The sequence below is a fragment of the Antricoccus suffuscus genome (assembly GCF_003003235.1).
GTDB classification, from domain to species: Bacteria; Actinomycetota; Actinomycetes; order Mycobacteriales; family Antricoccaceae; genus Antricoccus; species Antricoccus suffuscus.
The window spans coordinates 141373-164155 of record NZ_PVUE01000001.1 but is presented as its reverse complement, the minus strand read 5'-3'; the positions used below and the strand labels follow the sequence as shown (position 1 = coordinate 164155).

The 22783-nt window shown below is 64.6% G+C and carries 21 protein-coding genes; 19 read left to right on the top strand and 2 right to left on the bottom strand.

Going from position 1 to position 22783, the window contains the following annotated elements:
* Positions 1 to 134: 134 nt before the first annotated feature.
* Positions 135 to 1619 (bottom strand): MFS transporter, encoded by a 1485-nt coding sequence (locus CLV47_RS00795; protein WP_202862303.1) that lies wholly within the window; start codon positions 1617 to 1619, stop codon positions 135 to 137.
* 125 nt (positions 1620 to 1744) lie between these two features.
* On the opposite strand from CLV47_RS00795, the gene CLV47_RS00790 reads away from it, so the two are divergent.
* From CLV47_RS00790 to CLV47_RS00750, 9 genes are all read left to right on the top strand, one after another.
* Positions 1745 to 2287 (top strand): YdcF family protein, encoded by a 543-nt coding sequence (locus CLV47_RS00790; RefSeq protein WP_106347095.1) that lies wholly within the window; start codon positions 1745 to 1747, stop codon positions 2285 to 2287.
* A 221-nt stretch (positions 2288 to 2508) separates the two neighbouring features.
* Positions 2509 to 3300 (top strand): hypothetical protein, encoded by a 792-nt coding sequence (locus tag CLV47_RS00785; RefSeq protein WP_106347094.1) that lies wholly within the window; start codon positions 2509 to 2511, stop codon positions 3298 to 3300.
* 399 nt (positions 3301 to 3699) lie between these two features.
* Positions 3700 to 4830, top strand: coding sequence for a PIG-L deacetylase family protein (locus CLV47_RS00775; RefSeq protein ID WP_106347093.1), 1131 nt, complete (start codon positions 3700 to 3702; stop codon positions 4828 to 4830).
* Positions 4827 to 5828 (top strand): ATP-grasp domain-containing protein, encoded by a 1002-nt coding sequence (locus CLV47_RS00770; protein WP_106347092.1) that lies wholly within the window; start codon positions 4827 to 4829, stop codon positions 5826 to 5828. Before CLV47_RS00775 ends, CLV47_RS00770 begins: the two co-directional genes overlap by 4 nt.
* Positions 5825 to 6523 (top strand): PHP domain-containing protein, encoded by a 699-nt coding sequence (locus tag CLV47_RS00765; protein ID WP_106347091.1) that lies wholly within the window; start codon positions 5825 to 5827, stop codon positions 6521 to 6523. Before CLV47_RS00770 ends, CLV47_RS00765 begins: the two co-directional genes overlap by 4 nt.
* Positions 6520 to 8034 (top strand): glycosyltransferase family 2 protein, encoded by a 1515-nt coding sequence (locus tag CLV47_RS00760; RefSeq protein ID WP_202862302.1) that lies wholly within the window; start codon positions 6520 to 6522, stop codon positions 8032 to 8034. The genes CLV47_RS00765 and CLV47_RS00760 overlap by 4 nt, the downstream gene beginning before the upstream one ends.
* Entirely contained in the window at positions 8031 to 8168 is a 138-nt protein-coding gene (locus CLV47_RS21930) for a hypothetical protein (protein WP_170110892.1), read from the top strand. Before CLV47_RS00760 ends, CLV47_RS21930 begins: the two co-directional genes overlap by 4 nt.
* Complete coding sequence (locus CLV47_RS00755; RefSeq protein ID WP_146135243.1) at positions 8168 to 9283, top strand: hypothetical protein; 1116 nt, start codon at positions 8168 to 8170, stop codon at positions 9281 to 9283. The genes CLV47_RS21930 and CLV47_RS00755 overlap by 1 nt, the downstream gene beginning before the upstream one ends.
* Entirely contained in the window at positions 9273 to 10034 is a 762-nt protein-coding gene (locus CLV47_RS00750) for a hypothetical protein (protein ID WP_146135242.1), read from the top strand. The genes CLV47_RS00755 and CLV47_RS00750 overlap by 11 nt, the downstream gene beginning before the upstream one ends.
* Before the next feature lie 823 nt (positions 10035 to 10857).
* On the opposite strand, the gene CLV47_RS00745 is transcribed toward CLV47_RS00750, so the two are convergent.
* The gene (locus CLV47_RS00745) at positions 10858 to 11892 is read right to left on the bottom strand and encodes an AsnC family transcriptional regulator (RefSeq protein WP_170110891.1); all 1035 of its coding nucleotides are present in this window, start codon (positions 11890 to 11892) and stop codon (positions 10858 to 10860) included.
* A gap of 146 nt (positions 11893 to 12038) precedes the next feature.
* Here CLV47_RS00745 and CLV47_RS00740 point away from each other — a divergent pair, with 146 nt between their 5' ends.
* From CLV47_RS00740 to CLV47_RS00695, 10 genes are all read left to right on the top strand, one after another.
* On the top strand, positions 12039 to 13607 hold the full coding sequence (locus tag CLV47_RS00740) for an ABC transporter substrate-binding protein (protein ID WP_170110890.1): 1569 nt from the start codon (positions 12039 to 12041) through the stop codon (positions 13605 to 13607).
* A gap of 32 nt (positions 13608 to 13639) precedes the next feature.
* Positions 13640 to 14581 carry an ABC transporter permease gene (locus CLV47_RS00735; protein WP_146135241.1) on the top strand — a complete coding sequence of 314 codons (942 nt, stop codon included), beginning with the start codon at positions 13640 to 13642 and terminating at the stop codon, positions 14579 to 14581.
* Complete coding sequence (locus CLV47_RS00730) at positions 14578 to 15477, top strand: ABC transporter permease (protein WP_106347085.1); 900 nt, start codon at positions 14578 to 14580, stop codon at positions 15475 to 15477. The genes CLV47_RS00735 and CLV47_RS00730 overlap by 4 nt, the downstream gene beginning before the upstream one ends.
* On the top strand, positions 15474 to 16460 hold the full coding sequence (locus CLV47_RS00725) for an ABC transporter ATP-binding protein (RefSeq protein ID WP_106347084.1): 987 nt from the start codon (positions 15474 to 15476) through the stop codon (positions 16458 to 16460). Before CLV47_RS00730 ends, CLV47_RS00725 begins: the two co-directional genes overlap by 4 nt.
* Positions 16457 to 17476, top strand: a complete 1020-nt coding sequence (locus CLV47_RS00720) for an ABC transporter ATP-binding protein (protein ID WP_170110889.1) — start codon at positions 16457 to 16459, stop codon at positions 17474 to 17476. The genes CLV47_RS00725 and CLV47_RS00720 overlap by 4 nt, the downstream gene beginning before the upstream one ends.
* Complete coding sequence (locus tag CLV47_RS00715; protein WP_106347082.1) at positions 17473 to 18435, top strand: MBL fold metallo-hydrolase; 963 nt, start codon at positions 17473 to 17475, stop codon at positions 18433 to 18435. Before CLV47_RS00720 ends, CLV47_RS00715 begins: the two co-directional genes overlap by 4 nt.
* A 1-nt stretch (position 18436) precedes the next feature.
* Positions 18437 to 19363 carry a fumarylacetoacetate hydrolase family protein gene (locus CLV47_RS00710; protein WP_106347081.1) on the top strand — a complete coding sequence of 309 codons (927 nt, stop codon included), beginning with the start codon at positions 18437 to 18439 and terminating at the stop codon, positions 19361 to 19363.
* A 107-nt stretch (positions 19364 to 19470) separates the two neighbouring features.
* A complete protein-coding gene (locus CLV47_RS21785; protein ID WP_146135240.1) occupies positions 19471 to 19806 on the top strand; it encodes a hypothetical protein in 336 nt (111 codons plus the stop codon).
* Between the two features lie 703 nt (positions 19807 to 20509).
* Positions 20510 to 21793, top strand: coding sequence for a nucleotide sugar dehydrogenase (locus CLV47_RS00700; protein WP_177557448.1), 1284 nt, complete (start codon positions 20510 to 20512; stop codon positions 21791 to 21793).
* A 17-nt stretch (positions 21794 to 21810) separates the two neighbouring features.
* The gene (locus tag CLV47_RS00695; protein ID WP_106347078.1) at positions 21811 to 22752 is read left to right on the top strand and encodes an NAD-dependent epimerase/dehydratase family protein; all 942 of its coding nucleotides are present in this window, start codon (positions 21811 to 21813) and stop codon (positions 22750 to 22752) included.
* Positions 22753 to 22783 lie beyond the last annotated feature (31 nt).

The following is a 22783-nucleotide window of genomic DNA, read 5'->3' as shown; positions in this document are numbered from 1 at the left end:
GTCGCGCGCGAGGTCGGCGGATTGTTGCTGCAACGCACGTGGCCGGGCCCGTTCATCAGCTGCCCGTCGTGCCCCTAGGTGACTTATGTGGAAGTTCCGCGTACGCCGGCGTACGCCGAACTTCCACGTAATCCCTACCTCGAGGTGGCTGCCTTGGCGCGGTCGCGCAGATCCTTCAGCGCGACGCCGAGCGCGAGCAGTACGACGACGCAGATCAGCGCGAACCCGGTCGACACCGCGACCGACCACGAGTTGCTTCCCAGCGTCGCGAACACGACCGCAGTGATCACGGCGATGCCGATCGACGTACCGATCCGCTGACCGGTCTGCATGATGGCGCCGGAACTTCCCGCATAGTCCAGCGGTACGTCGGCCAGCGTCAGCGTCTGGTTGGGGCTGATTACCGAACCCTGAGCCACACCCACCAGACAGAGCGGAAGTAGCAGCCACCATTCGTTGAGGGTGCCCGCTTCGTGCAACAGGACGACCGCGATGCTCAGCAGGAGACCGGCCATCCCGCACAACAGGCCACCGATGACGACTTTCCGGCCGTACGTCATTACGCGCTTGCCGGCCCAGTTGGCGGCCAACGCCGAAAGGAGTGCCGAGGGTACGCCGATCAGTCCCGCTTCGAGCGCGGACTTCCCCAGCCCTTCCTGCATATACATGGCAACGAGCACCCAGACGCTCGTCATACCCAGGAAGTAGAGGCCCACGATGACGGTGCCGTTGGTGAAGCTGCGCGTGCGGAAGATATTCAGCTCGACCATGGGACTGTGGCCGCGGCGGGCGTATCGCCGTTCCCACCACACCCAAATGGCGACCAGGACGAGGCCGAGCGGGATCAACAGCCACGTCAGGGCCGAGGTTTGCGCCTCGACGAACGGGAACAGGACCGCCAGGACGGCAAGGCCGAGCAGGATCGACCCGACCGGGTCCATCGATCGGGACACACGTTGCCCTGGGGACGTCGGCGTACGGGAGGTACGCCGCAGCAGTGGTCGCGGAAACCACAGAAACGCCAAGATGATTGCGATGAGGCCGACCGGAAGGTTGACCAGAAACGTGATGCGCCACCCCAGATCCGGGCCGCCCGCCTTGATCAGCAGCCCGCCCAGCACCGGACCGATCGCGACCGATACGCCGACGGTGCTGCCGAAGTAGCCAAACGCGCGGCCCCGCTCGGCGCCTCGGAAGTACTGCTGGATCATCCCGACGCCCTGCGGGTTCAGCAGGCCGGAGCCGACACCTTGCGCGAACCGCGCGACGTTGAGCACCTCCGGGGTGGGAGCGAACCCGGCGGCTACCGACGAGGCGGTGAAGATCGTGACACCGATGATGAAGAAACCACCGCGCCCCATCAGGTCGCCGCCGCGGCCGGCGGTGACCAGGACGATGCCGAAGGTGAGCGCGTAGCCGGACAACACCCACTGCAGGTCCGATTCGGAGGCACCGAGCCCGTGCTGGATCGACGGCAACGCGACGTTGACGATGCTGACGCCGATCAGGGACATGAAGATCGCAACCAGCAGGACGGACAGGATGCGCCACCGTGTCGGGTCCGGCTCGACGGCCGTGTCGACTGCGCTCACCTCGCTCGCGCTGCTCTCTTGCCGCACTGGCCTTGCACCTCCACGCACCTCGGTCCTAATCGAAATACTTTCACGCCGCCCACACACGGGACGCCGGCAACGCGGTCAATCCGCGAAGGCGCCTCTCAGCAAATCGCATTAGGCTGGCCGCCATGCGCCGACACCCTTTCCTCGCCGGAATCTGCGCGCTCCTCATCGTGTGGCTGATCGCCTGTTACTTCTATTTCGTCGCCCCGGCCGTGGATCATCCGAAGCACGCCGACGCAGTCGTCGTACTCGGCGGCGCGCCGGACCGTCTGCCCGTCGGCCAGAAACTCGTCGCGCAGGGCATCGCGCCGACGCTTGTCGTGTCCAACTCCCCCGGCACGGAAAACGCCCGCGCCAACAAGGAGTGCAAGACCGACACGAGTCCGGACGTGATCTGTTTCGTGCCGTCGCCGGACGACACGCGCGGCGAAGCGCACGCGATCGCAAAGCTCGCGGCGCAGCACGGCTGGAAGTCCATTGTCGTGGTGACCTCGACGTACCACATCACCCGCGCGCGGGTCCTCGTCGAGCAGGCGACACCGATCAAGGTCTACATGGTCGCGAGCAAGCCCAAAGCCTCGGTCCTCGCGTGGGCGTGGCATTTCATCCACGAGACCGGTGGCATGATCGACGCGCTCCTCCGCCCAGGGACCCGAATCCAGGGCTGACCGTCCAATCATCGCGTGTGTCCTTTTGGACACTCACCTCACCTTTGATGTCGCTTCTCGTCGTTTGAGACGAATCGCCGTGGGTACCTCTATCGCCGTGACTCATTAACCGGGTCACGGGCCCCGTGCCGATTCAGGCGAGTACTGGCGCGGGGCCACCCTCACCATTTCGGGGAGTCCGCTCGAGCGCTCCTCAGATTCGCGCGTACTAGGGTCTGAGCATGACCAACGATGCTGATCTCAACGCTTGGGTCGACCGACTGACCTCGGCGTACGACGTACTCGAGGCACGGACGGATGCAGCCACCGGCGACCTAAACGACTTCCCACCGGCGCTAAACGACCTGGCGATTGACGACGCTTACCGCGTGCAAGAACTGACACTTGAGCGACTGCGCTCGGCGTACGGCGGCACGCCACGCGGCTACAAGGTCGGCGGCGGCGCCTCGCTTATGCGCGGGACACTGCTGGACACGAAACTCTTGCCGTCCGGCGCACACGTCAACGTCGCGGCTAACAACGTGCCGCTGGTCGAACCGGAGATTCTGCTGCGCACCACCGCCGACCTGTCCGGCGACGTGTCCACTTCCGACATCGCCGGCAGCGTGGAGATGGGTGCGGGTTTCGAGCTCCCGATCGGCAGATTCCGCAACTGGCACCCGACCGCGCCTGGGGCAGTCGTTGCACTGCCTGCGATGGCCGCCGACAACGGGCTCGCTGGTTTGTTGGTGCTCGGCGACTCCTGGCGACCGGGACTTGACCCTGAAGAGCTCACGCAGGTCACCGCCGAAGTTCGGTTTCCCGGCGGGCAGACCGAGACCGGCCGCGCCAATCCCAAGGTGGGTACGGCGTACGACACGACCCAATGGCTCATCCGCAGCTTGAATTACTCACTTCCCAAGGGATCGATCATCGCGACCGGCACCTTGCTGCCCGCCCGGCCCGCGACTCCCGGCGAATACTCGGCGCGGTTCAGCCACGACCTCGGCGAGGTGCGATTTACCGCTGCGTGAGGCGACGGACGTTCCTCCCAGGGACATTGGCGCGACTCCGCGCCAAGTGCCACGTGAATACTCCGTCTCCCAGCTCGGGTCGAAGCGCGTGCCCAACATCGTCGACGCGGACAGCCGCGTCACGAATGGCTGTGGGATCAGTGCCTCATAGATACGACTCGCGCTGACGGCAGTTACCGGTCGGATTGTCGACGCCTAGATGTGACGCAACCCAGGTCGTGGTTCGTTTGCGTGGACGTGTGCGGTCTGTCAGGATTACCTCGTGCTGGGGGGCACCGACTCGGACCCGAAAAGCCGAGGTGATCACGCGTAATTGGACCGGAAAGGCCTGGAGGATCCCGTGATTGCTCACCCAGCGAGCCGTAGCTGCACGTCCCCGCACCACGATCGAGCCGACCGTTGAACGACTCCACAGCGCTCGACCTTGCGTTGCCTGACACCATCGAGCAGCGCCTCGGCGCGCCTAGGCCTATCGTTCTCGTACTCGGGTCGACTTACGAAGAGGCGACGGCCCCGACCCTCGACCGGCTGGGATGTCGCCGCATCACGACGACGACAGCCAACGCAATGGACGTCGCGTCAGGTCTGGGCAACTTCAGTTTCGTCTTCATCGAGCCGGACACCATCGGCGACGAAGATGGCGTCTACCTTATCCGTGACCTCCACGCATTAAGCCCGAACGCCAAGATCGTGCTTACCGGCGCCGCAAGCTCCCTCGACTCGAAGGTGCTTGTCGAAGCTATGCGGGCCGGCGTCAGCGATGTCGTCGACCCCACGGACGCGATAGCCCTGAGCACCACGGTCGACAATTCCCTCGTCGCGGCGGATGCGCGTGCCGAGCGTGTCCTCGCGATCGGCGCGCACCCGGACGATGTGGAGATCGGTTGCGCAGGTGCGCTGCTCGATCACCGGCGCCGCGGCGATAGCGTCTCGGTGCTGACGATGAGCCACGGGCAAGTGGGTGGCGACGTTAGTCAGCGCGTCCAGGAGTCGACCGCGACGGCACAGACCATCGGTGCGCGGCTGATGCTGGCCAACCTTCCGGACACCAGAATCGACTCCGGCGTGGACACCATCCAGATGATCGAATGCGTGGTCCAGGCGTTCGATCCGACAATCATCTATGTGCACTCCAAGAACGACAATCATCAGGACCACCGCGCCGTCCACATCGCAACGATCAGCGCGAGCCGCCGGGTGCCGCAGATCTTCGCCTACCAGTCCCCGTCGGCGACCAACGATTTCGCACCGACGAAGTTCGTGGCTATCGACGAGGTTGTAGTGCGCAAGGTCGAGGTGCTCAGCTTGTTTGACTCGCAGCGCGAGCGGTCCTACCTCGAGCCTGAAATGGTGATCGCGGGTGCCCGCTACTGGGCTCGCAACCTCGCCCCTCGGGCGCGGTATGCCGAGCCGTTCGAGGTCATCCGCAGCATGAGCGCTCCCCCGACACGCTCCGCCAAGCCGGTCACCGCCGCCGCGCCACTGGCGCCGGTCATGCCAATCAACGACGGACAGAAGGTCCCCACATGAGCCAGCACCAGTCCACCGTTCTCGTCACCGGCGCAGGTGGCGCGGCTGCCGTGACGCTGATCCGCGCGCTCACTCCTATGTATAGGGTGATCGCCGGTGACATCGACCCCTACGCCGTGGGGCTGTATCTGGTGCCGCCCGAGGACAGGGTGCTGCTGCGTCGAGGTGACGATCCGGACTTTGTCCCTGCCCTGTTGCAGGAGGCGCGCACGCACGGCGCCGATCTGGTCATCCCGACCGTGGACGTCGAGCTCGCGGACGTGTCGGCGGCCGCGGACACATTCGCCGCGCACGGCATCCGGCTGCTGGTCGAAACCGTCGCCACCCTCGAATGCTGTCTCGACAAGTGGCAGCTCATGCAGCGCTGCGCGTCGGTCGTGCGCGTTCCCACCACGATGCTGCTCGAGTGCGATACGACCGACCACGCGATGAGCACGCTGGGTCGGCCCTTTATCGTCAAGCCCCGCGCGGGTGCGGGCGGGCGCGGCTTCGCCGTCATCGACGGCCCCGAAGCACTCGGGGAGACCCCGCGCGACGGCAGTTACATCATGCAGGAGTACCTGCCCGGCGAGGAGTTCTCGATCGACGTGCTGGGCCGACCGGACGGTCACATCGTGTCGGCCGTGCCGCGCCGCCGGGACAAGGTCGACTCCGGTATCGCGGTCGCCGGGCGGACCGTCCACGACCCGTCGCTCATCGCCTTCGGCCGCAGTGTCGCCGAGGCCATCGGTGTCGTCGGTGTCGTCAACGTCCAGGCCCGTCGAGCCGTGGACGGTACGCCGGCACTACTCGAGGTCAACCCGCGCTTCCCCGGCACCATGGCGCTGACGATGGCCGCCGGCGTCGACATGCCCACTCTCGCGGTCGCCGCGGCGTACGGCGAGAGGATCCCCGACAGCATCGACTTCACCGAGGTCGCGGTCGTGCGGCACTGGGCCGACGTCGTTGTCCCGATCGAGGAATACACCACGATCCAGGCTCCGGTGGCCGCCGGATGATCGATCGCGGTGTCGACTGGCACACGCACTCCTCGATAAGCGACGGCGCCGACAGCATCGAGGTGATGGCGGCGGCGGCGCGCGACGCGGGCCTGCACACGTGGGGCCTGAGCGATCACGTCCGCGCGGGTACGACGTGGCTGCCCGACTACATCGGCCAGGTCCGCGCGCTGCGGATAGACGGCCTGAATATCAAGTGCGGCGTCGAAGTCAAGATCATGGACACCGCCGGTCGACTCGACCTGCCGTCCGGTATCGAAGAGCTGGACTACCTGCTGATCGCCGACCACCAGTTTCCCGGGCCGACCGGTCCGCTGCACCCGGACGCGGTGCGTGCGTCACTCGGCTCCGGCGAACTGACACCTGCGCTGGCGGTCGAGCAGCTGGTGGGCGCCACCGCCGCCGCGGTCCGCGCCGCCCCGCGCCCAGCGATCCTGGCGCACCTGTTCAGCATCCTGCCGAAGTGCGGGCTCGACGAGTCGGCCGTGTCTGATCAGCTGCTCGACGAGCTGGCCGGCGCGTGCCTCGCCACGGACACCGCGGTGGAGGCCAACGAGAAGTGGCGCTGCCCGTCCGCGCGGGTGCTCACCGGGCTCGCCGCCCGCGGCGTACGGCTGACCGCCGGCAGCGATGCGCACCGCGCCGCCGACGTCGGGCAGTGGGCCTATGTGCATGAAGTGACCCCGGCGCGTTGAGCGCCTCGCTGGCACTGGACACGCCGACCACCGCCGCCGGATGGGTCCTGAGCGTGCTGATCATCATCGGTGCGCTGCCAATGCTGGGCTCGATCATCGGCTACCTACTGATTGCCGTGCACTGGAAGTTCTCGCACTACGACCGGGCCGACCCGTCGTACCTGCCGCGCATCGCGGTCCTGGTGCCGGCGTGGAACGAGGCGCCCGTCCTTAAGTTCTCGGTCGACCGGATGATGACGATGGACTACCCGCCCGATCGGCTGCGGATCGTGGTCGTCGACGACGCCAGCACCGACGGCACCCCGGAGCTGCTGCAAGCCAAGACCGATCTCTACCCCGGGCGGGTCGTGGCGCTCCGGCGGGCGAAGGGCGGCGAGGGCAAGGCACACACCCTCAACCACGGGCTTCGGATGATCTTGGAGGACGACTGGGCCGACGCCGTCTTGATCACCGACGCGGACGTGGTCTTCAAGCCGGACGCGATCGCGAAGATGGCGCGGCACCTGGCCGACCCCGAGGTGGGCGCGGTGACGGCGTTCATCCGGGAGGCCAGCGAGCCGCCTAACTGGATGAGCCGCTACATCGGCTACGAATACACCACGGCGCAGGCCGCCGCCCGCCGCGCGCAGAACGTCGCCCGCGCGCAGGCGTGCCTGGCCGGCGGCGCGCAGTTGCTCAGCCGGGAGAACCTCGTCGCGCTCGGCGGTCAGATCGACACGGCAACCCTCGCCGAGGACACCGTGACCACGCTGCTGACCCAGATCCGCGGGCGGAAGGTCATCTTCGACGGCAACGCGCAGTGCCTGGCCGAGGAGCCAGCCAGCGTGATCGGGCTGTGGAAGCAGCGGCTGCGCTGGTCGCGTGGCAACCTGCAGGTCACTAGCCGCTTCCGTAACGTCTTTTTCCGGCCCAGCCGAGTGCATCACCTCGGCAACGTCTGGTTCGGGCTGCAGTGGTACTCCACGCTGCTGTTGCCCGCGTTCATGCTGCTGGTCTCGGTGTCGCTGGTGGTGATGTGGTTCATCGACGCGAACGGTGCCCGGATCCTGTTCGAGACCTACTGGAGTATCACGGCGCTGGCGTTTGTGTTCACCACGACGTACACGCTGCTGATCGACCGCGCGGTCGCCCGCCGCAGTTGGCGGCAGGCGGTGCTCTTTCCCGGGCTGGTCAGCCTCGTCATCATCGCGTGGGTGCTGGTGCCGGCGCCGATGCACGAGCTGATCCGAATGGTCTGCGAGGGGGTCGGGCTTGACTGGACGCAACACACTCGCCACGCGCTCGCCCTCGCGGCGTACATCTGGACCTCGGCCAGCATGCTCGCCGCCTGGGCGATCTACCGACTGGACCGGGTACGCCGTGCCCGGCCGGTGATCCCGCTGCTAGTGGCCATCGTCGGATTCGGACCGCTCCTGTGCGCGGTGACGTTCGCGGCGTACGTCGCACAGTTCCGTGGTGCCGCAACGACCTGGGACAAGACCGAGAAGACCGGGAAGGTGGCCGCGTCGTGAACGATCAGCCGACCTCCCGCGAGCAGCAGCTGGTCCAGGACAAACGGTTCGAGCTGCGGCTGCTCTGGAAGGGGCTTGGCTCGCTGGTGTTCGTCGTCGCGCTCGCCTACGTCCGGCAGCGGTGGTGGGTCTGATGAGCACGACGGAGCGCTCATGGGAGTGGATCCGCTCCCAACTCAGCACTACCGGTCTCGTGCGCTCGTTCGACGTACCTGCCGGGGATCCGCTGTCGGGGCGTACATACGCCTACGACCAGGCGCTCGCGCTGCTGACTGCGCTGTCGCTGGGTGACGCAGCGACCGCGCAGATTCTCGTGACCGGGCTGCTGCGGCTGCAGACGGCGGGCGGGCCGCACGACGGCGCGTTTATCGCGTCGGCCGCCGCACTCAACCCGGCGGCCGGGCTGCCGGAATATCGCACCGGGATCCACAGCATCGCGGCGTACGCCGTGCTGCGCTACATTGCCACTGTGCCGCAGAACGACGCCGCGCGCCCGCCGGTCGTGGACGCCGCCGAACGGGCGGTGCGCTGGCTGTTGGCGCAGCAGGTGCGAAGCGGAACGATGACCGGACTGGTCAGCGGTGGGTACGGCGCCTACCTGCCGGACGGCAGTTTCGATCCCACCGTCGCGATCACGTGGGCGTCCACGGAGCACAACCTCGACGCCTGGCATACGTTGTCGCTCGCGCGATCCGTCGTGGACGATGCGGCCGTCGCGACCGCCGCCAGCCTGCTCGGCACCTCGGTCGTCACACGGCTGTGGGACGCCAAGGACCGACATTTCTTGCAGGGCTGGACTCTCGACGGCCCCGACCACGACGAGGCGTTGGACGTGAACTCGTGGGGCGCGATCTTCCTGCATGCCGTCGGCGAGTCGGGTAAGGCGCAGGCAGCGCTGAAGCACGTCGCCCGGTTTTCGTCGGTCGCACCCCCGGTTATCGGCTACGGACCACAAGCCCCGAGCACCGAACCCCTGGTGTGGTTCGAAGGATCGGCCGGGGTCGCGTTGGCGCAATGTCGCCTGCACCAGACCGCCGCGGCGCGCCGTACGCTCAGTGCGCTCGACGCGGCGAGACTGCGCAGCGGGGCATGGCCCGCGGCTACCCGCGCGGACTCGGCGTGGGGAATGACCGCGGCGCCCGCGGTGGCAGCCACCGCGTGGATGTTGCTTGCCGCACAAGCACTTGCCGGTGTACCGGCGATATGGGACGAACGACCTATGAAGGAGCCTCTGCGCGATGAGCTATAGCCAACCCACGGGATACCGCATGCCCGCCTCGGTGAGTCTGCCGTCGATCAGCCGCGCGCTGGAGCGGTTCGGCTGGCCGGTGTGGCGTGCGGAGACGGTACGGGCGCTGGCGTCGATCGCGATCGACCTGCTGGACGCGCCGGACGACCGCGAGGCCGTCTACAAGCGGCTCTCGCACGGCCAGATCTCCGAAGCGGATCTAGTCATCAGCACCACGACCGAACGCGGACTGCTGCACCAGGCGGCCGAGTTCCTCGATGTGGCACACGGCATCATGCACCGACCGTCGGTCATCCCGCTGCCGACCAAGCTCGACATGCGGTGCCGGGCACAGTTTATGGATGATCCGGAAGATCCGTCGCGCACCTGGAACTACGTGCTTTTCGGCACCGAGCACGACCGGCTGGAACAGGTCTTCCTCCAGTTGCGCGGGATGGAGTCCTATCCGGTGGCCGCGGCCGACGACCCACAGGCGGATACCGAGCCGGACCCAGGATGGGCGGAGCGGTGCGCGGTCTGGCAGCGCGTGCTCGCGCCGTACAGTCGTTCCTCCCCACTGTCGATCTCGGCCCCCGAGCCGCAGATCACCTTCGATATCGCTGAGTCGCTCAAGTACGTCGACAGGGACGCTGAGTATGCCGCCGCCGGGAAAGTGACTGTCACCGCGGCGATCGAGGAGATACGCCGCCAACTCGGCGACCGCTCCCCTGCCGATCTGGCTCATCAGCTGACCGCGCGAATATCGGCCTAGAGCGGGCGGACGGGCACGGCGACGAGCCTTTGCGAGTCGCCGGTCGCGAATAAAGGCGAATACCACCAGCCCGGATGTTTCAGCAGCCTCGCCCCGCTGAAAGCACTGGACCCCCGCAACCACGAATGGCTGCGGGGGTCCGCGGCATCTATACCGGACACTCGAAGAATAGATCCCCATCTAATAACTCGAGTCGACGCACGGTGTCAATGCAGCTCCCCCCGGAGTCCCTTTGATGCGTGCTTAATTATCTAATACTAGATTGCTGGTCAGCGGTAGTAGAATCAGCAACTTTATTCGGTCAATTGACCGACAGTAGCTTTGGCCACAGGTTTATGGGTGGCTGCGCACTGCGCAAACGACAACGTAGACTTAACAAGTCCCGGGTCGCTCCTGGGACCAAATGGCCACGGAGTCGCTACCGAGGCCACGCGGCGAACTCTCCCGAGAGCGAGTCGCAGAGGCCCCCAATCCCCCCGAATTGCCCGGGGGCCTCACTTACCGTATGCAGCCCGCCGCTTCACCCTACGAGGTCGTGTTTCTCGTTGTTTGAGACTAGTCGCTGTGGGTACCTATATTGCCGTGACTCATTGACTACGTCACGCGGTCCCCGCGCCAATTCAGGCGAGTACTGGCGCGGGGCCACCCTTATCTCACTCGGGTGGTCCGCTCGACCGCCAAGCAGCGCGTAGTTGGGTGCCGGGTTTGAGTTCTCCATCGGCAGGTTCCGTAACTGGCATCCGACGGCCCCAGCGGCAGTCGTCGCACTGGTCGATCATCGCGAGGACAATCTATTTTGCGTAGGACAAGGCCCGCATCCGGACTAGTTTTCGAGTCGGCCACCCAGGAGATACTCGGTTACGCCTTCCTCGACCCGCGCAATCGCGAAGGCGCATTGGTCGATGAAGCGCTGGATCGTCGCGACGTAGTGCTCGTCAATCGTCGTCGGTCGATCGAAGTAGATCGTCGACACTCCGAACGGAATCGATCCGAACAGCACGGGGACCGCGAGCATCGAAATGTACCCCTCGCTGCGAATGACATCCTCAGCGCCCTTCATTAGCGGACTCGTCCTCGCATCGTCGACATAGACGTGCTGACGGGTCTCGAGGCAACGCCGAATGACGCCGACGTTTGTGCCGCTCTTTAGCCGTTCGCTGATCCGATCGAGATAGGTCGGCGAGAAACCGAAGGTTCCAGCACCTAGCACACGCGGCGACGCTGGAATCTCGGGCGTGCGCTCAGGCGCGTAGATGAGGGACAGCGCGTGATCGGCGCCGAACGCACGCGCCGCAGTGTGGCACATCCACTCGAGAATCTCGTTGAGGTGGGAAAACGCCGGCGGATGCAGGGTCGCCTCCAGCAGCACATCGGAGTCGATTTCCGGAACGCGCGCATCCGAGTGCATCGCGGTTTCATCGGCGCCGATCCGCGAGATGATCGTGCAGTCTGTGGATGAGCGCACGTCGGCCGAACCCTCGATCGTGTTCACCAAGAACTTGAGCGCGTTATCGGCATCGGAGAACGACGCGCCGACGATAAGGTCCGCGGCTCCGTTGGCGAGCAGCACGTTGTTGACCGACGGGTGCATCGCTAATTCTTCGGCAAGATGAAACCGCCGTCCTGGCTCGGCATCAATCAGATACAGCATCTGCACGGCTGCGATCGGCTCGTCCAGCACCGCCGATATTCGGAGTCCTCGGTCGCTGGTCAGGCGCGCAATTCGCGATCGGACGGTCTTCTCGCTTACCCCGAGCGCACGCCCGATCTCCACGTTTGAAGCGCGACCGTTCTGCTGCAGCGCGCCAACTATTGACTTGTCCAGGTCATCTAGTTCGGCAACGTTTTGGTCACGCACAGTTGACTTCCTCTCATTTCGGCAATTATGGTCATCCGATATTCGACCCGAACCATACATTGCAAGGTCGAAATTCGGCGTCAAACTTTCGAATGCACGGTCTCGGGCACATAAGTATGCCGAGGCCCCTGGGGAGAGGGCTGCACATGCCACGTACACAAAACCGCTTTCTACGCGGCGCCCTCATAGGCGCCGTCGCCAGCACAATGATGCTCGCCGGCTGTGCCGGCACCGGCTCCGGCTCCTCTGGTGAACCAAAGGGGGCCGCCGACCCAAATGCCACGCTCAGGTTCGGATATGGCACGGACGGTGGCAAGAACTACGATCCAGTCACCGCGGCCAACCAGTTCGTCCCCGGTTTCCTGCTTCCGGTCTACGACCGCCTCTTCGACCTGGACGAGGACGGCAAGGTCGTCCCAATGCTCGCCGAGTCCAGCGAGTACAGCGCGGATGGACTTTCCCTCACCCTGAAGCTGCGCAAAGACGTGAAGTTCCACGACGGGACCGCGTTCAACGCCGATGCCGTCAAGGCGAACATAGAACGCGGCAAGACCAACGCGAAGTCGACCATCAAGCCCGACCTGGCCACCGTTGAGACGGTCGATGTCGTCGACCCGCAGACGGTCAAGCTCAACCTCAACGCGCCAAACGGCGCGCTCACCGCCATCCTGGCCGATCGCGCCGGGATGATGGTCAGCCCGACGGCGATGAGCAACCCGGACCTTGACCTGATGCCGGTCGGCGCAGGCCCATACAAAGTCACCGCCGACGACCCCGGCGTCAAGGTCAGCTACGAACGCTTCGAGGGTTACTACAACCTCAACAAGAACGCCGTCAAGAAGATCGAGATGATGATCCAGCTCGATCCAGAGACGCGGCTGCGCAGCGTTACGACCAACGAGCTCGATGCCACGAGCATCAACATGAACCAGCTCGACTCGGCCAAGAACCAGGGGATTCGGCTTGCCGACCCTGCGAAGGTGAGTACGGCGACGTACCTCGTCTACCTCAACATGTCGCGGAACCCCGCCCTGGCCAATCCAAAGGTGCGCGAGGCGCTCTCGCTGGCCATAGATCGAAGCGGCATCAACAAGGGCCTGCTCGGTGGCGCGTGTGATCCGACTGCGCAGATGTTCCCGAAGGGGTACTGGGCCGCGTCCACGGACGTCCCGAAGGACGCGATTGCACAAGATACAAAGAAGGCGAAGACGCTGCTGACCGAGGCGGGCTACCCGGACGGCTTCGAGATGTCGCTCGCGGCGATCAACGTCCAGCAGTATTCCAACGTCGCGGAGGCCCTGGCTGAGCAGTTCGAGAAGATCGGAATCAAGGTCGACCTTCAGATCACCGAACCGGTGCAGTTGCTCGGAAACTTCAACGCGCAGAAGGTCACCGACGCCTACACGTCGGTCTGGCCCGGCGCCGGCGATCCGTCACGGACCGTGTCCAGCCTCTACCTACCGACCGGGCTGTTTAACCCCGGCGCTCTCGACATCCCCGAGGTGACGAAGCTAGCCGCCGAGGGCCTGGCGGGCAAGGACCAGGCCGCTCGCGCGAAGTCCTACCAGGCGCTGTCGAAGGTGACGATCGAGCAGCACATGCATCTGCCGATCTGCAGCGCGAGCCTGCCGACCGCGATGACGGACAAGGTGCGCGGTATCCCGAGCACCGTCGCCAGCGTGGTCGATCTGCGCAACGTCGAAATCACCAAGTAGCCACACCTATATATAAGGAGTAGGAGGCAAGCGTGTTGCGTCAGATTCTCAGTCGCCTGGGCATGATGGTGGTGCTCATCTGGATCGTGTCACTTGCGGTGTTCGCGTTGACGCTCCTCATCCCAGGCGACCCGACGCTCACGCTCCTCGGCGATAACGCCACAACCGACCAGATCGCCTCCCTCCGGGCAGCGCTCGGGTTGGACGAGCCGTTCATCGTCCGCTACTGGAACTGGTTCGCGGGCCTGCTGCATGGCGATCTCGGCACATCGCTGTTCTCCAGCTACAACGTCGGATCCGCGATCGCCAGTCGGATCTGGGTCACGATCTCGTTGGTGGTCGGCGCGCTCATCGTGTCGATGGTTGTCGGGACGATCGTCGGCGTCATCGCCGGCTCTCGTCCCGGCAGCCTGCTCGACCGAGCAATGCTGTTTCTATCGTCTGTCGGGATCGCGCTGCCGAACTTCTGGCTCGGGATCCTGCTGGTGACATTCTTTGGTGTGAGCCTCGGCCTGTTCCCGACCGGCGGCTATGTGCCGTTCACCGAAGACCCGATCCAATGGGTGTCGCACCTCGCGCTCCCCGTCGTCACCTTGGCCGCCGGCGGCGCAGCGGAGGTCGCGCGGCAGGCCCGCGCCAGCGTGATCGACACCCTGCAGCTGGACTTCATCCGCACACTGCACGCCAAAGGGATCAAGCCGCGCACCATCCTGATCAAGCACGCGCTGCGCAGCGCCCTGATCCCGGTCGTCACCGTCGCCGGACTGCAGGTGAGCAGGCTGTTCGGCCTCTCGGTGCTGATCGAGTCGGTGTTCGCGATCCCTGGCATCGGCACGCTCATGATCAAAGCGGTCTTCGACCGTGACATCCCGATGGTCCAGGGCACCGTGCTGCTGGCCACCGTCGTCGTCGTGCTGGTCAACCTGCTGGTCGATCTCGCGTACGGCTGGCTCAACCCAAAGGCAGCAGAATGAACACCACCTCAGAGGTTTCCGAGACAGGCCAGGCGCCGGTTGTCGCATACGACGGCGAGTCCAGCGGCGGGCGCTTCTGGCGACGCTTCCGCGCGCAGAAATTCGCGATGGTGATGCTCGCGGTCATCGTCCTGCTGATCGTCGTCGCGATCGCGGCTCCGTGGATAATGCCAGACAGCCCCACGGCGCAAACCTTGTCCAACACCCTTGCAAAACCGTCCGGCGCCCACCTGCTCGGCACCGACGACCTCGGCCGGGACTTCTTGTCCCGGTTGATCGCCGCGACTCGGGTGACGATGTACGCCGGCGCGCTGGCGACCGTGATCAGTGTGGCAATCGGACTTCCTCTCGGGCTCATCGCCGGCTACAAACGCGGCGCGGTCGACGCGACCCTCAGCCGGATCAACGATGCGCTGATGGCCATCCCGACCCTGCTTCTCGCGATGGCGATCGTCGCGGTGCTGGGCTTTGGCGTAACCAAGGCGATGTTGGCCATCGGCATCGCCACCGCCCCACGGTTCTTCCGGATCGCGCGCGGCATGGCCATCGTCGTACGGGAAGAGACGTTCATCGAGGCAGCACGCTCGATTGGCTGCCCGATGACCAAGATCATCCGCACCCACGTGCTGCCCAACGTGCTCTCCCCGCTCATCGTGCAGATCTCGCTGACCGTCGGCTTCTCGATCCTGTTTGAAGCCGGTCTGAGCTTCCTCGGCCTCGGCGTACAGGCGCCCGACGCATCGTGGGGATCGCTGCTGCAGAAGGCCGTCACCTACGCCTCGACCAATCCGCTACTCGTCCTCTTACCCGGGCTGCTGATCTTGCTGACGGTGCTGGCTTTCAACACCGTCGGGGACGCGATCCGGGACTCACTGGGCAGGGAGGTACGACGTTGAGCACCGACGTAAATGTCCTCGAGGTCACCGACCTCGTCGTCGAGGCGCAAACCCGCAACGGCGCGATCACGATCGTGGACGGGGTGTCCCTGTCCATCGCTCCCGGCGAGACCCTCGGGCTGGTCGGCGAGTCCGGATCGGGAAAGTCGATGACCGCGCTGGCGATCTTGCGCCTGCTCGGATCCGGCGTACACATCACCTCCGGCCAGGTCAAGATCAACGGCACCGACCTCACCACCCTCGGCGCGGAACAGATGCGCGCAATCCGTGGGCACAAGGTCGGCATGGTCTTCCAGGAGCCGATGACCGCGTTGGACCCGGCGTACTCCGTGGGCGAGCAGATCGCCGAAGGTGTGCGGCAGCATCTGGGCTGGTCGAAGAAGAAGGCGTGGGCGCGTGCGGTGGAGATGCTCGACCGGGTCGGCATCCCATCGGCGGCGAAACGTGCCAGCGACTACCCGCACCACTTCAGCGGCGGGATGCGCCAGCGCGTGGTCATCGCGATCGCGCTGGCCTGCGAGCCGGCGCTGTTGCTGGCCGACGAGCCGACCACCGCGCTCGACGTGACCGTCCAGGACCAGATCCTCGGCCTGCTCAAGGACCTTCAGGAGCAAGAAAATCTGGCGGTCCTGTTCATTTCGCACGACCTGGGCGTCATCGCGGACATCTGTGACCGGGTCGCGGTGATGTACGCCGGGCAGGTCGTCGAGTCCACCGATGTGATGGACCTTTTCGCGCAGACTCAGCACCCCTACACCGAAGCGCTGCTGCGCTCGATCCCGAGCGGGCAGAACCGGCGGCTCGTACCGATTCCCGGGATGGTGCCGACGTTTGACCAGATGCCCGCCGGCTGCCGGTTCGCGCCGCGCTGCACCCTGGCGCGCGACGAGTGCCGCGTCGGTCCGATCGACCTGCGACCGATCGAGGGCGCACACCTGGCCCGATGCCTGTTTCCCGCACGCGAGCGAGTGGAAGTCATATGAGTAGCCTGCTCGAGGTCACCGACCTGTCGAAGACGTTTAAGGTACGCCGCCGCGGCAAGAAGCAGCAGGTCGCCGCCGTGCGCGGGGTGTCCTTCACGCTCGATGAGAGTACGACGCTAGGGCTGGTTGGCGAGTCTGGCTCTGGCAAGTCCACGGCCGCGCGGCTGATGCTGCGCCTGATCCCCGCCGACAGTGGCTCGGTGATGCTGCGCGGCACCGATGTGATGGCCGCGGGCACCAAGCAGATGCGCACGATTCAGCGCAGCATGCCGATGGTCTTCCAGGACCCCTACTCCTCGCTCGATCCGACGTGGCTGATCGGCGACATCGTCACCGAACCCGAGATGCTGGCCGACACCCTCACCCGCGGCAATCGGCGTACCCGCGCCAAGGAGCTGATCGACCTCGTCGGACTCCCGTCGAGCTTCGTCGACCGCTACCCATACGAGCTGTCCGGTGGCCAGCGGCAGCGCATCGCGATCGCGCGGGCGCTCGGTTGCAAACCCGAGCTCGTGGTCGCCGACGAGGCGGTCGCCGCGCTCGACGTCTCGACCCGTGCCAGCATCATCGGCCTCTTGCAGGATCTGCAGCAGGAGACCGGCGTCGGCTACCTCTTCATCTCGCACGACCTCGCCCTCGTCCAGACGATCAGCGACTACGTCGCGGTGATGTACCTCGGCCAGATCGTCGAATTCGGTCCGACTGCCGACGTCTACTCCACGCCCGGCCACCCCTATACCCGGGCGCTGATCGACGCCGTACCCGTGCCGGACCCCGTCGTGCAGCGGCAGAAGGAGCGGATCCGGGTGACCGGCGAGATCCCGAGCGCTCTGAACATCCCGTCGGGCTGCACCTTCAGGACCCGATGCCCGTTTGCCACCGATCTTTGCACCCAGCAAGAACCACCGCGGATCCAAGTCGGCGAAGAACAGTTCGCCACATGTCATTACGCCACCCCGTACCACGGCACAAGCCAATCGTCTGGCGTCTTACAACGAACGGAAGGTAACTCATGATCGACCTCAACTACCCCCGAGGGCTGCACGATCTCGGGAACGGCTGCTACTCGTGGATGCTTCCCGACGGCAGCTGGGGCTGGAGCAACTCCGGCCTGATCACCGGCAAGGGCGAGTCGCTATTGGTGGACACGCACTTCGATCTCGCGCTCACCCAGGAGATGCTCGACGGCATCGCCCATCTCACCAAGGACGCGCCGCTGAAGTACGCCGCAATCACGCACTCCAACGGCGACCACTACTTCGGCAACGAGCTGCTGCCTGACGGCACCGAGATCATCGCGTCTAAAGCGACCAACGCGGACATGACCCAGGCCGATGTAACCCGGATCCAGGGCATGAAGTCACTCGAGGGTGCGGCGGGCGACTTCGCACGCTCCATCTTCGGGCCGTTCGACTTCTCCGGTATCACCGCCACCCCGGCGACGCGCACCTTCGAGGGCGAGACCACGGTCGACGTCGGCGGCGTCGAGGTGCAGCTGATCCAGGTCGGCCCCGCACACACCGCGGGCGACATCATCGCCTACGTGCCGTCCGCGAAGACCCTGTACGCCGGGGACATCCTCTTCATCGGGGGTACGCCGATCGCGTGGGCCGGTCCGCTCCAGCGGTGGATCGACGCCTGCGACCTGATGCTCGGACTCGACGTCGAGACCGTCGTACCCGGCCATGGTCCGGTCACCGACAAGTCCGGCATCATCGCGAACCGCGACTACCTCAGCTTCGTCCAGGAGAAAGCGACCGAGGCCTTCCATAAAGGCGTCACCGCGCAGGACGCTGCGCGCAACATGGACCTGGGCAAATTCGCCGAGCTCAATGAGCGCGGCCGCGTGGTCCAGAACGTCCTCAACGTCTACCACCAGCTCGATCCTGCACATCCCGCACCCGAAATCCTCGACATCTTCGAGGAGATCGCACGACTCGAAGGCTTCGGCGAGCCAGCAACGAAGGGCAACTGACATGCGTTGGGCAACTTACTCATCACCGGACGGTACGACGAGGACCGGAGTCGTCGAGCGCGAGCTCATCTATGGTCTCGACTCCACGAGGCCTCTGGTCGAGCTCCTCGCAGACGCGGGCTCGCTCGCCGAGGCCGGCGCACACGCGCGGCAGAACCCGCGTGAGCAGGTTGAGTGGAACTCCGTCACCATCCACTCCCCCTTGCAGCCACCGTCGCTGCGCGACTCGATGTGCTTCCACGAGCACATCCGCAACTGTCGCGGCGGCGGCGAGATCGACCCTCGGCACAGCCTCTACCCGGCGTTCTACATCTCCAACCCGGCCGCGGTCGTCGGCCCGCACGACGACGTACCGATCTCCCCCGGCTGCGAGAAATTCGACTATGAGCTCGAAGTCGCCGCTGTCATCGGCAAACCGGGCACCAACATCGCACCAGCGGACGCAAACGAGCACATCATCGGCTACACGATGTACTGCGACTGGAGCGCACGGGACCTGCAGATGGACGAGATGCAACTCGGCCTTGGACCGGCAAAAGGCAAGGACAGCGCCACCACTCTCGGTCCGGTGCTCATCACGGCCGACGAGCTGGAGCCAGTGCGCTCCGGCAAGGGCTTCGACCTGACGATGACCGCGTCGATCAACGGCGAGCAGATCAGCAAGGGCAACTGGTCGACCATCGACTGGTCCTTCGACGACGTCGTGGCCTACACATCCCGAGGTACGACGCTGCGCACGGGCGACGTGCTCGGGTCGGGCACGGTCGGTCGCGGCTGCCTCTACGAGCACTCTCTCACCGCGCCGGACACCTTCCGCGGCTGGCTCAAGCCAGGCGACGAGGTGCTGCTCGAGGTCGAGAAGATCGGACAGCTGCGACAGAAGGTCACCCCCAGCCTGCCGGTACACCGCCTCAGCTCCGGCCACTAGCCGGGGCACCGACCATCGCTGGTTGAGCGTCACCATTCTCGCTGGTTAAGCGAGCTTGCGAGTCGAAACCACGTAAGCCGAAATGTCCTCGACTAGAGGACGCCGAAGTGACCCAGCGCCTCGTGCGCCGGGTCACTTCGACGTTCTACTGCCCCGGACCCTATCGATCTGAAGCCATGCGCCGACATCCATTCCTCAGCGGCATCAGCGCTCTCATCGTCGCGTGGCTGATCGCGTGCTACTTCTTCTTTATCGATCCTGCCGTCGATCAACCAGAGCACGCCGGCGCGGTCGTCGTGCTCGGCGGGTCGCCGGAGCGCCTTCCCGTTGGCCAGAATTTCGTCGCGCAAGGCGTGTCGCTGACCTTGGTCGTGTCGGACTCCCCGGCCCGGAAAATGCGCGCGCGAACTAGAAATGCAAGGCCGCGAGCGGTCCACAGGTGATCTGCTTCGTGCCACACACCGATGACAGGCGGGGCGAGGCAAAAGCGATCGCGAAGCTCGCGGCGCAGCACAATTGGACGTCCATTGCGGTGGTGACCTCGACGTGCCACACCACTCGGGCCCGAGTGCTCGTGCGACAGGCGACAGGCGACACCAATCACGGTCTACATGATCGCGAGCAAATCGAAATCCTCTGTCCTCGCCTGGGCCTGGCACCTCATCCACGAGACCCGAGGGCTAGTGGACGCCATCGTCCGCCCCGAGACTCGAGTGCGAGCTGAGATTCTGTGCTCACCAGTCTTCGATGTCCAGCATCAGCGCGGCCGCGCCCCCACGCGAGACTTAAGGTTGGATACGAAGGCAGTTCCTCGAGCATTCGCGGAGACAAATCAAGAGGCTCGCATCGGCTCCGTCTCCCGTCCCGGCGGCTCATCGCCGCGAACGGGCTGCTAGGGCAGGTGAGATTGCACACGCCGAAGTGGCAGTTCAGCCAGTTTAATGGCCTTCGGCGGGCGCCAGCAGCAGTGCGTGGCGGCGAGCTAATGCGCTAGTCCTGGGCGACGACAACGTGTCCAGAGCGCTCGCCGAGCAGTGGCCAGGCAGTGGATGTGCGCACCCGTTCGGTAGGCGGAGTTTGACGTCTGATGGGATGCCAGTATCCTTTCGTGCGTCGTCCTGTCCGATCAACTTTTGGGGATCCCTGGTGCTTTCGATCGACTCGAATCTCCGCATTGGCGTGATTGGTCTCGGCTATGTGGGACTTCCGCTGGCGGCGTCGTTCGCCCGGCGGTTCGACGTGGTCGGGTTCGATATTAACTCCACGAGAATCGATGAGCTTTCTGCCGGCAACGATCGGACCAGAGAGATATCCGCTGCAGAACTCGAAAGTGCGAACAAATTGCGGTTCAGCACGACTCCATCCGACCTGGATGAAGTCGATGTCTACATCGTGACGACGCCGACTCCAATCGACGAGCACAAGCAACCAGATATGCGGGCGGTCCTCGCAGCATCCAAGACAGTCGGGTCTGCACTTTGCCCGGGCAATGTCGTCATCTACGAATCAACGGTGTATCCAGGAGCGACCGAGGATGACTGCGTACCCGTCCTCGAAGAAATGAGCGGGCTCTCGTTCAATCGCGACTTCTTCGTCGGCTATAGCCCCGAGCGCATCAACCCGGGAGACAAGCAACACCGGTTCGAAACAATCATGAAGGTGACCTCGGGGTCGACCGACGAAGCTGCCGAGTTTGTCGACTCGCTCTATCAGACGGTGGTCACCGCCGGAACGCATCGGGCCGCGTCGATCAAGGTCGCCGAAGCCGCGAAGGTAATTGAGAATACCCAGCGAGACATCAATATTGCATTGATAAACGAACTAGCGCTGATCTTTAACCGGCTCGGCATCGAGACCCAGGACGTCCTCGCCGCCGCAGCGACCAAGTGGAATTTCCTGAACTTCCAGCCGGGTCTGGTGGGCGGCCACTGCATCGGCGTGGATCCTTATTACCTCACCCACAAGGCGCAATCCATCGGGTACCACCCGGAAGTAATCCTCGCGGGTCGGCGGCTCAACGACAGCATGGGCGCATACGTTGCAACAACGCTTATTCAAGCTATGATTCGCGCCGGACTCGACATTCGCTCCGCGCGGGTATTGGTTCTGGGTCTGACCTTCAAGGAGAATACTCCCGATCTTCGCAACACCCGAGTCGTCGATGTCGTCCGGGAACTCGAGGGATATGGCCTCGTAGTCGATGTTCACGACCCGTGGGTAGACACCACCGAGGCGAAACACGAACACGGGATTGACATCATCGACTCCCCCGAGCCAGGCGCGTATGACGGCATCGTCCTCGCTGTCGCGCACGATGAATTCCGTGAACTCGGCGCAGGAAAAATTCGTGACTTCGGAAAACCAGCCGGCCAAGTTCTATACGATCTCAAGGGCGCGCTCCCTACCGGGACCGCCGACCTCCGTCTCTAACGGAAAGTTCCGCAAATATGCGAATTTTGATCACAGGCGGCGCCGGCTTCATCGGCCACAATCTGGTCAAACTGGCCCTCGACGCAGACCATGAAGTGCGAGTACTCGATGACTTGTCAAACGGCTACCGAGACAACCTCGATGGTCTTGATGTTGATTTTCGGGAAGCGTCGCTGCTCGATGAGGGCGCGGTTGCCAGCGCAGTCTCGGGCATTGACTCGATTGTCCATCTTGGCGCGCTCGGGAGCGTGCCGCGCAGTATCAAAGATCCGTTGCGGACTCATCACGCCAACGCAACAGGCACCCTTATGCTGCTAGATCAGGCGCGACGCGCTGCCACGAACCACGTCATGTGCGCCTCATCTAGCTCGGTATATGGCATGAATCCGGCATTGCCGAAGGGTGAGCGCGAGTGGGTCCGCCCGATGAGCCCGTACGCCGTGAGCAAACTTGCGACTGAGCAGTACGTTCTTGCCTACCAGCAGTCTTTCGAGTTCGATACCCTCGCATTCCGATTCTTCAACGTCTACGGGCCGGGCCAACGCGCAGGGCATGTCTACGCAGCGGTCATCCCGACCTGGATCAACGCCATCCTCAAAGACCAGCCGGTCTGGATCAACGGCGATGGAACGAATTCTCGCGATTTCACTTACGTCGGCACCGTTTGCGCCGTCCTACTTGACGCGGTCCAGCGCCGGGTTACCCATCCGGAACCCGTCAACCTCGCCTTCGGCACTAACACGACCCTCCGCCACTTGACCGATGAATTGAGGGACATCCACGGGAGCACCTTTGAGGTCCGCCACCGGGATCCCAGGCAGGGTGATGTCCCGCATTCTCAAGCGGAGAACTCGACGCTCAGAAAACTCTTTCCTTCTGTGAGTCCAACTGAATTGCATAGTGGGCTGGATAGCACCTACACGTGGTTCACTGAAGGAGCGTCGCAGTTACCCCAGTGACCAGAATCGCCGACACGGTCAAAGGGCGATA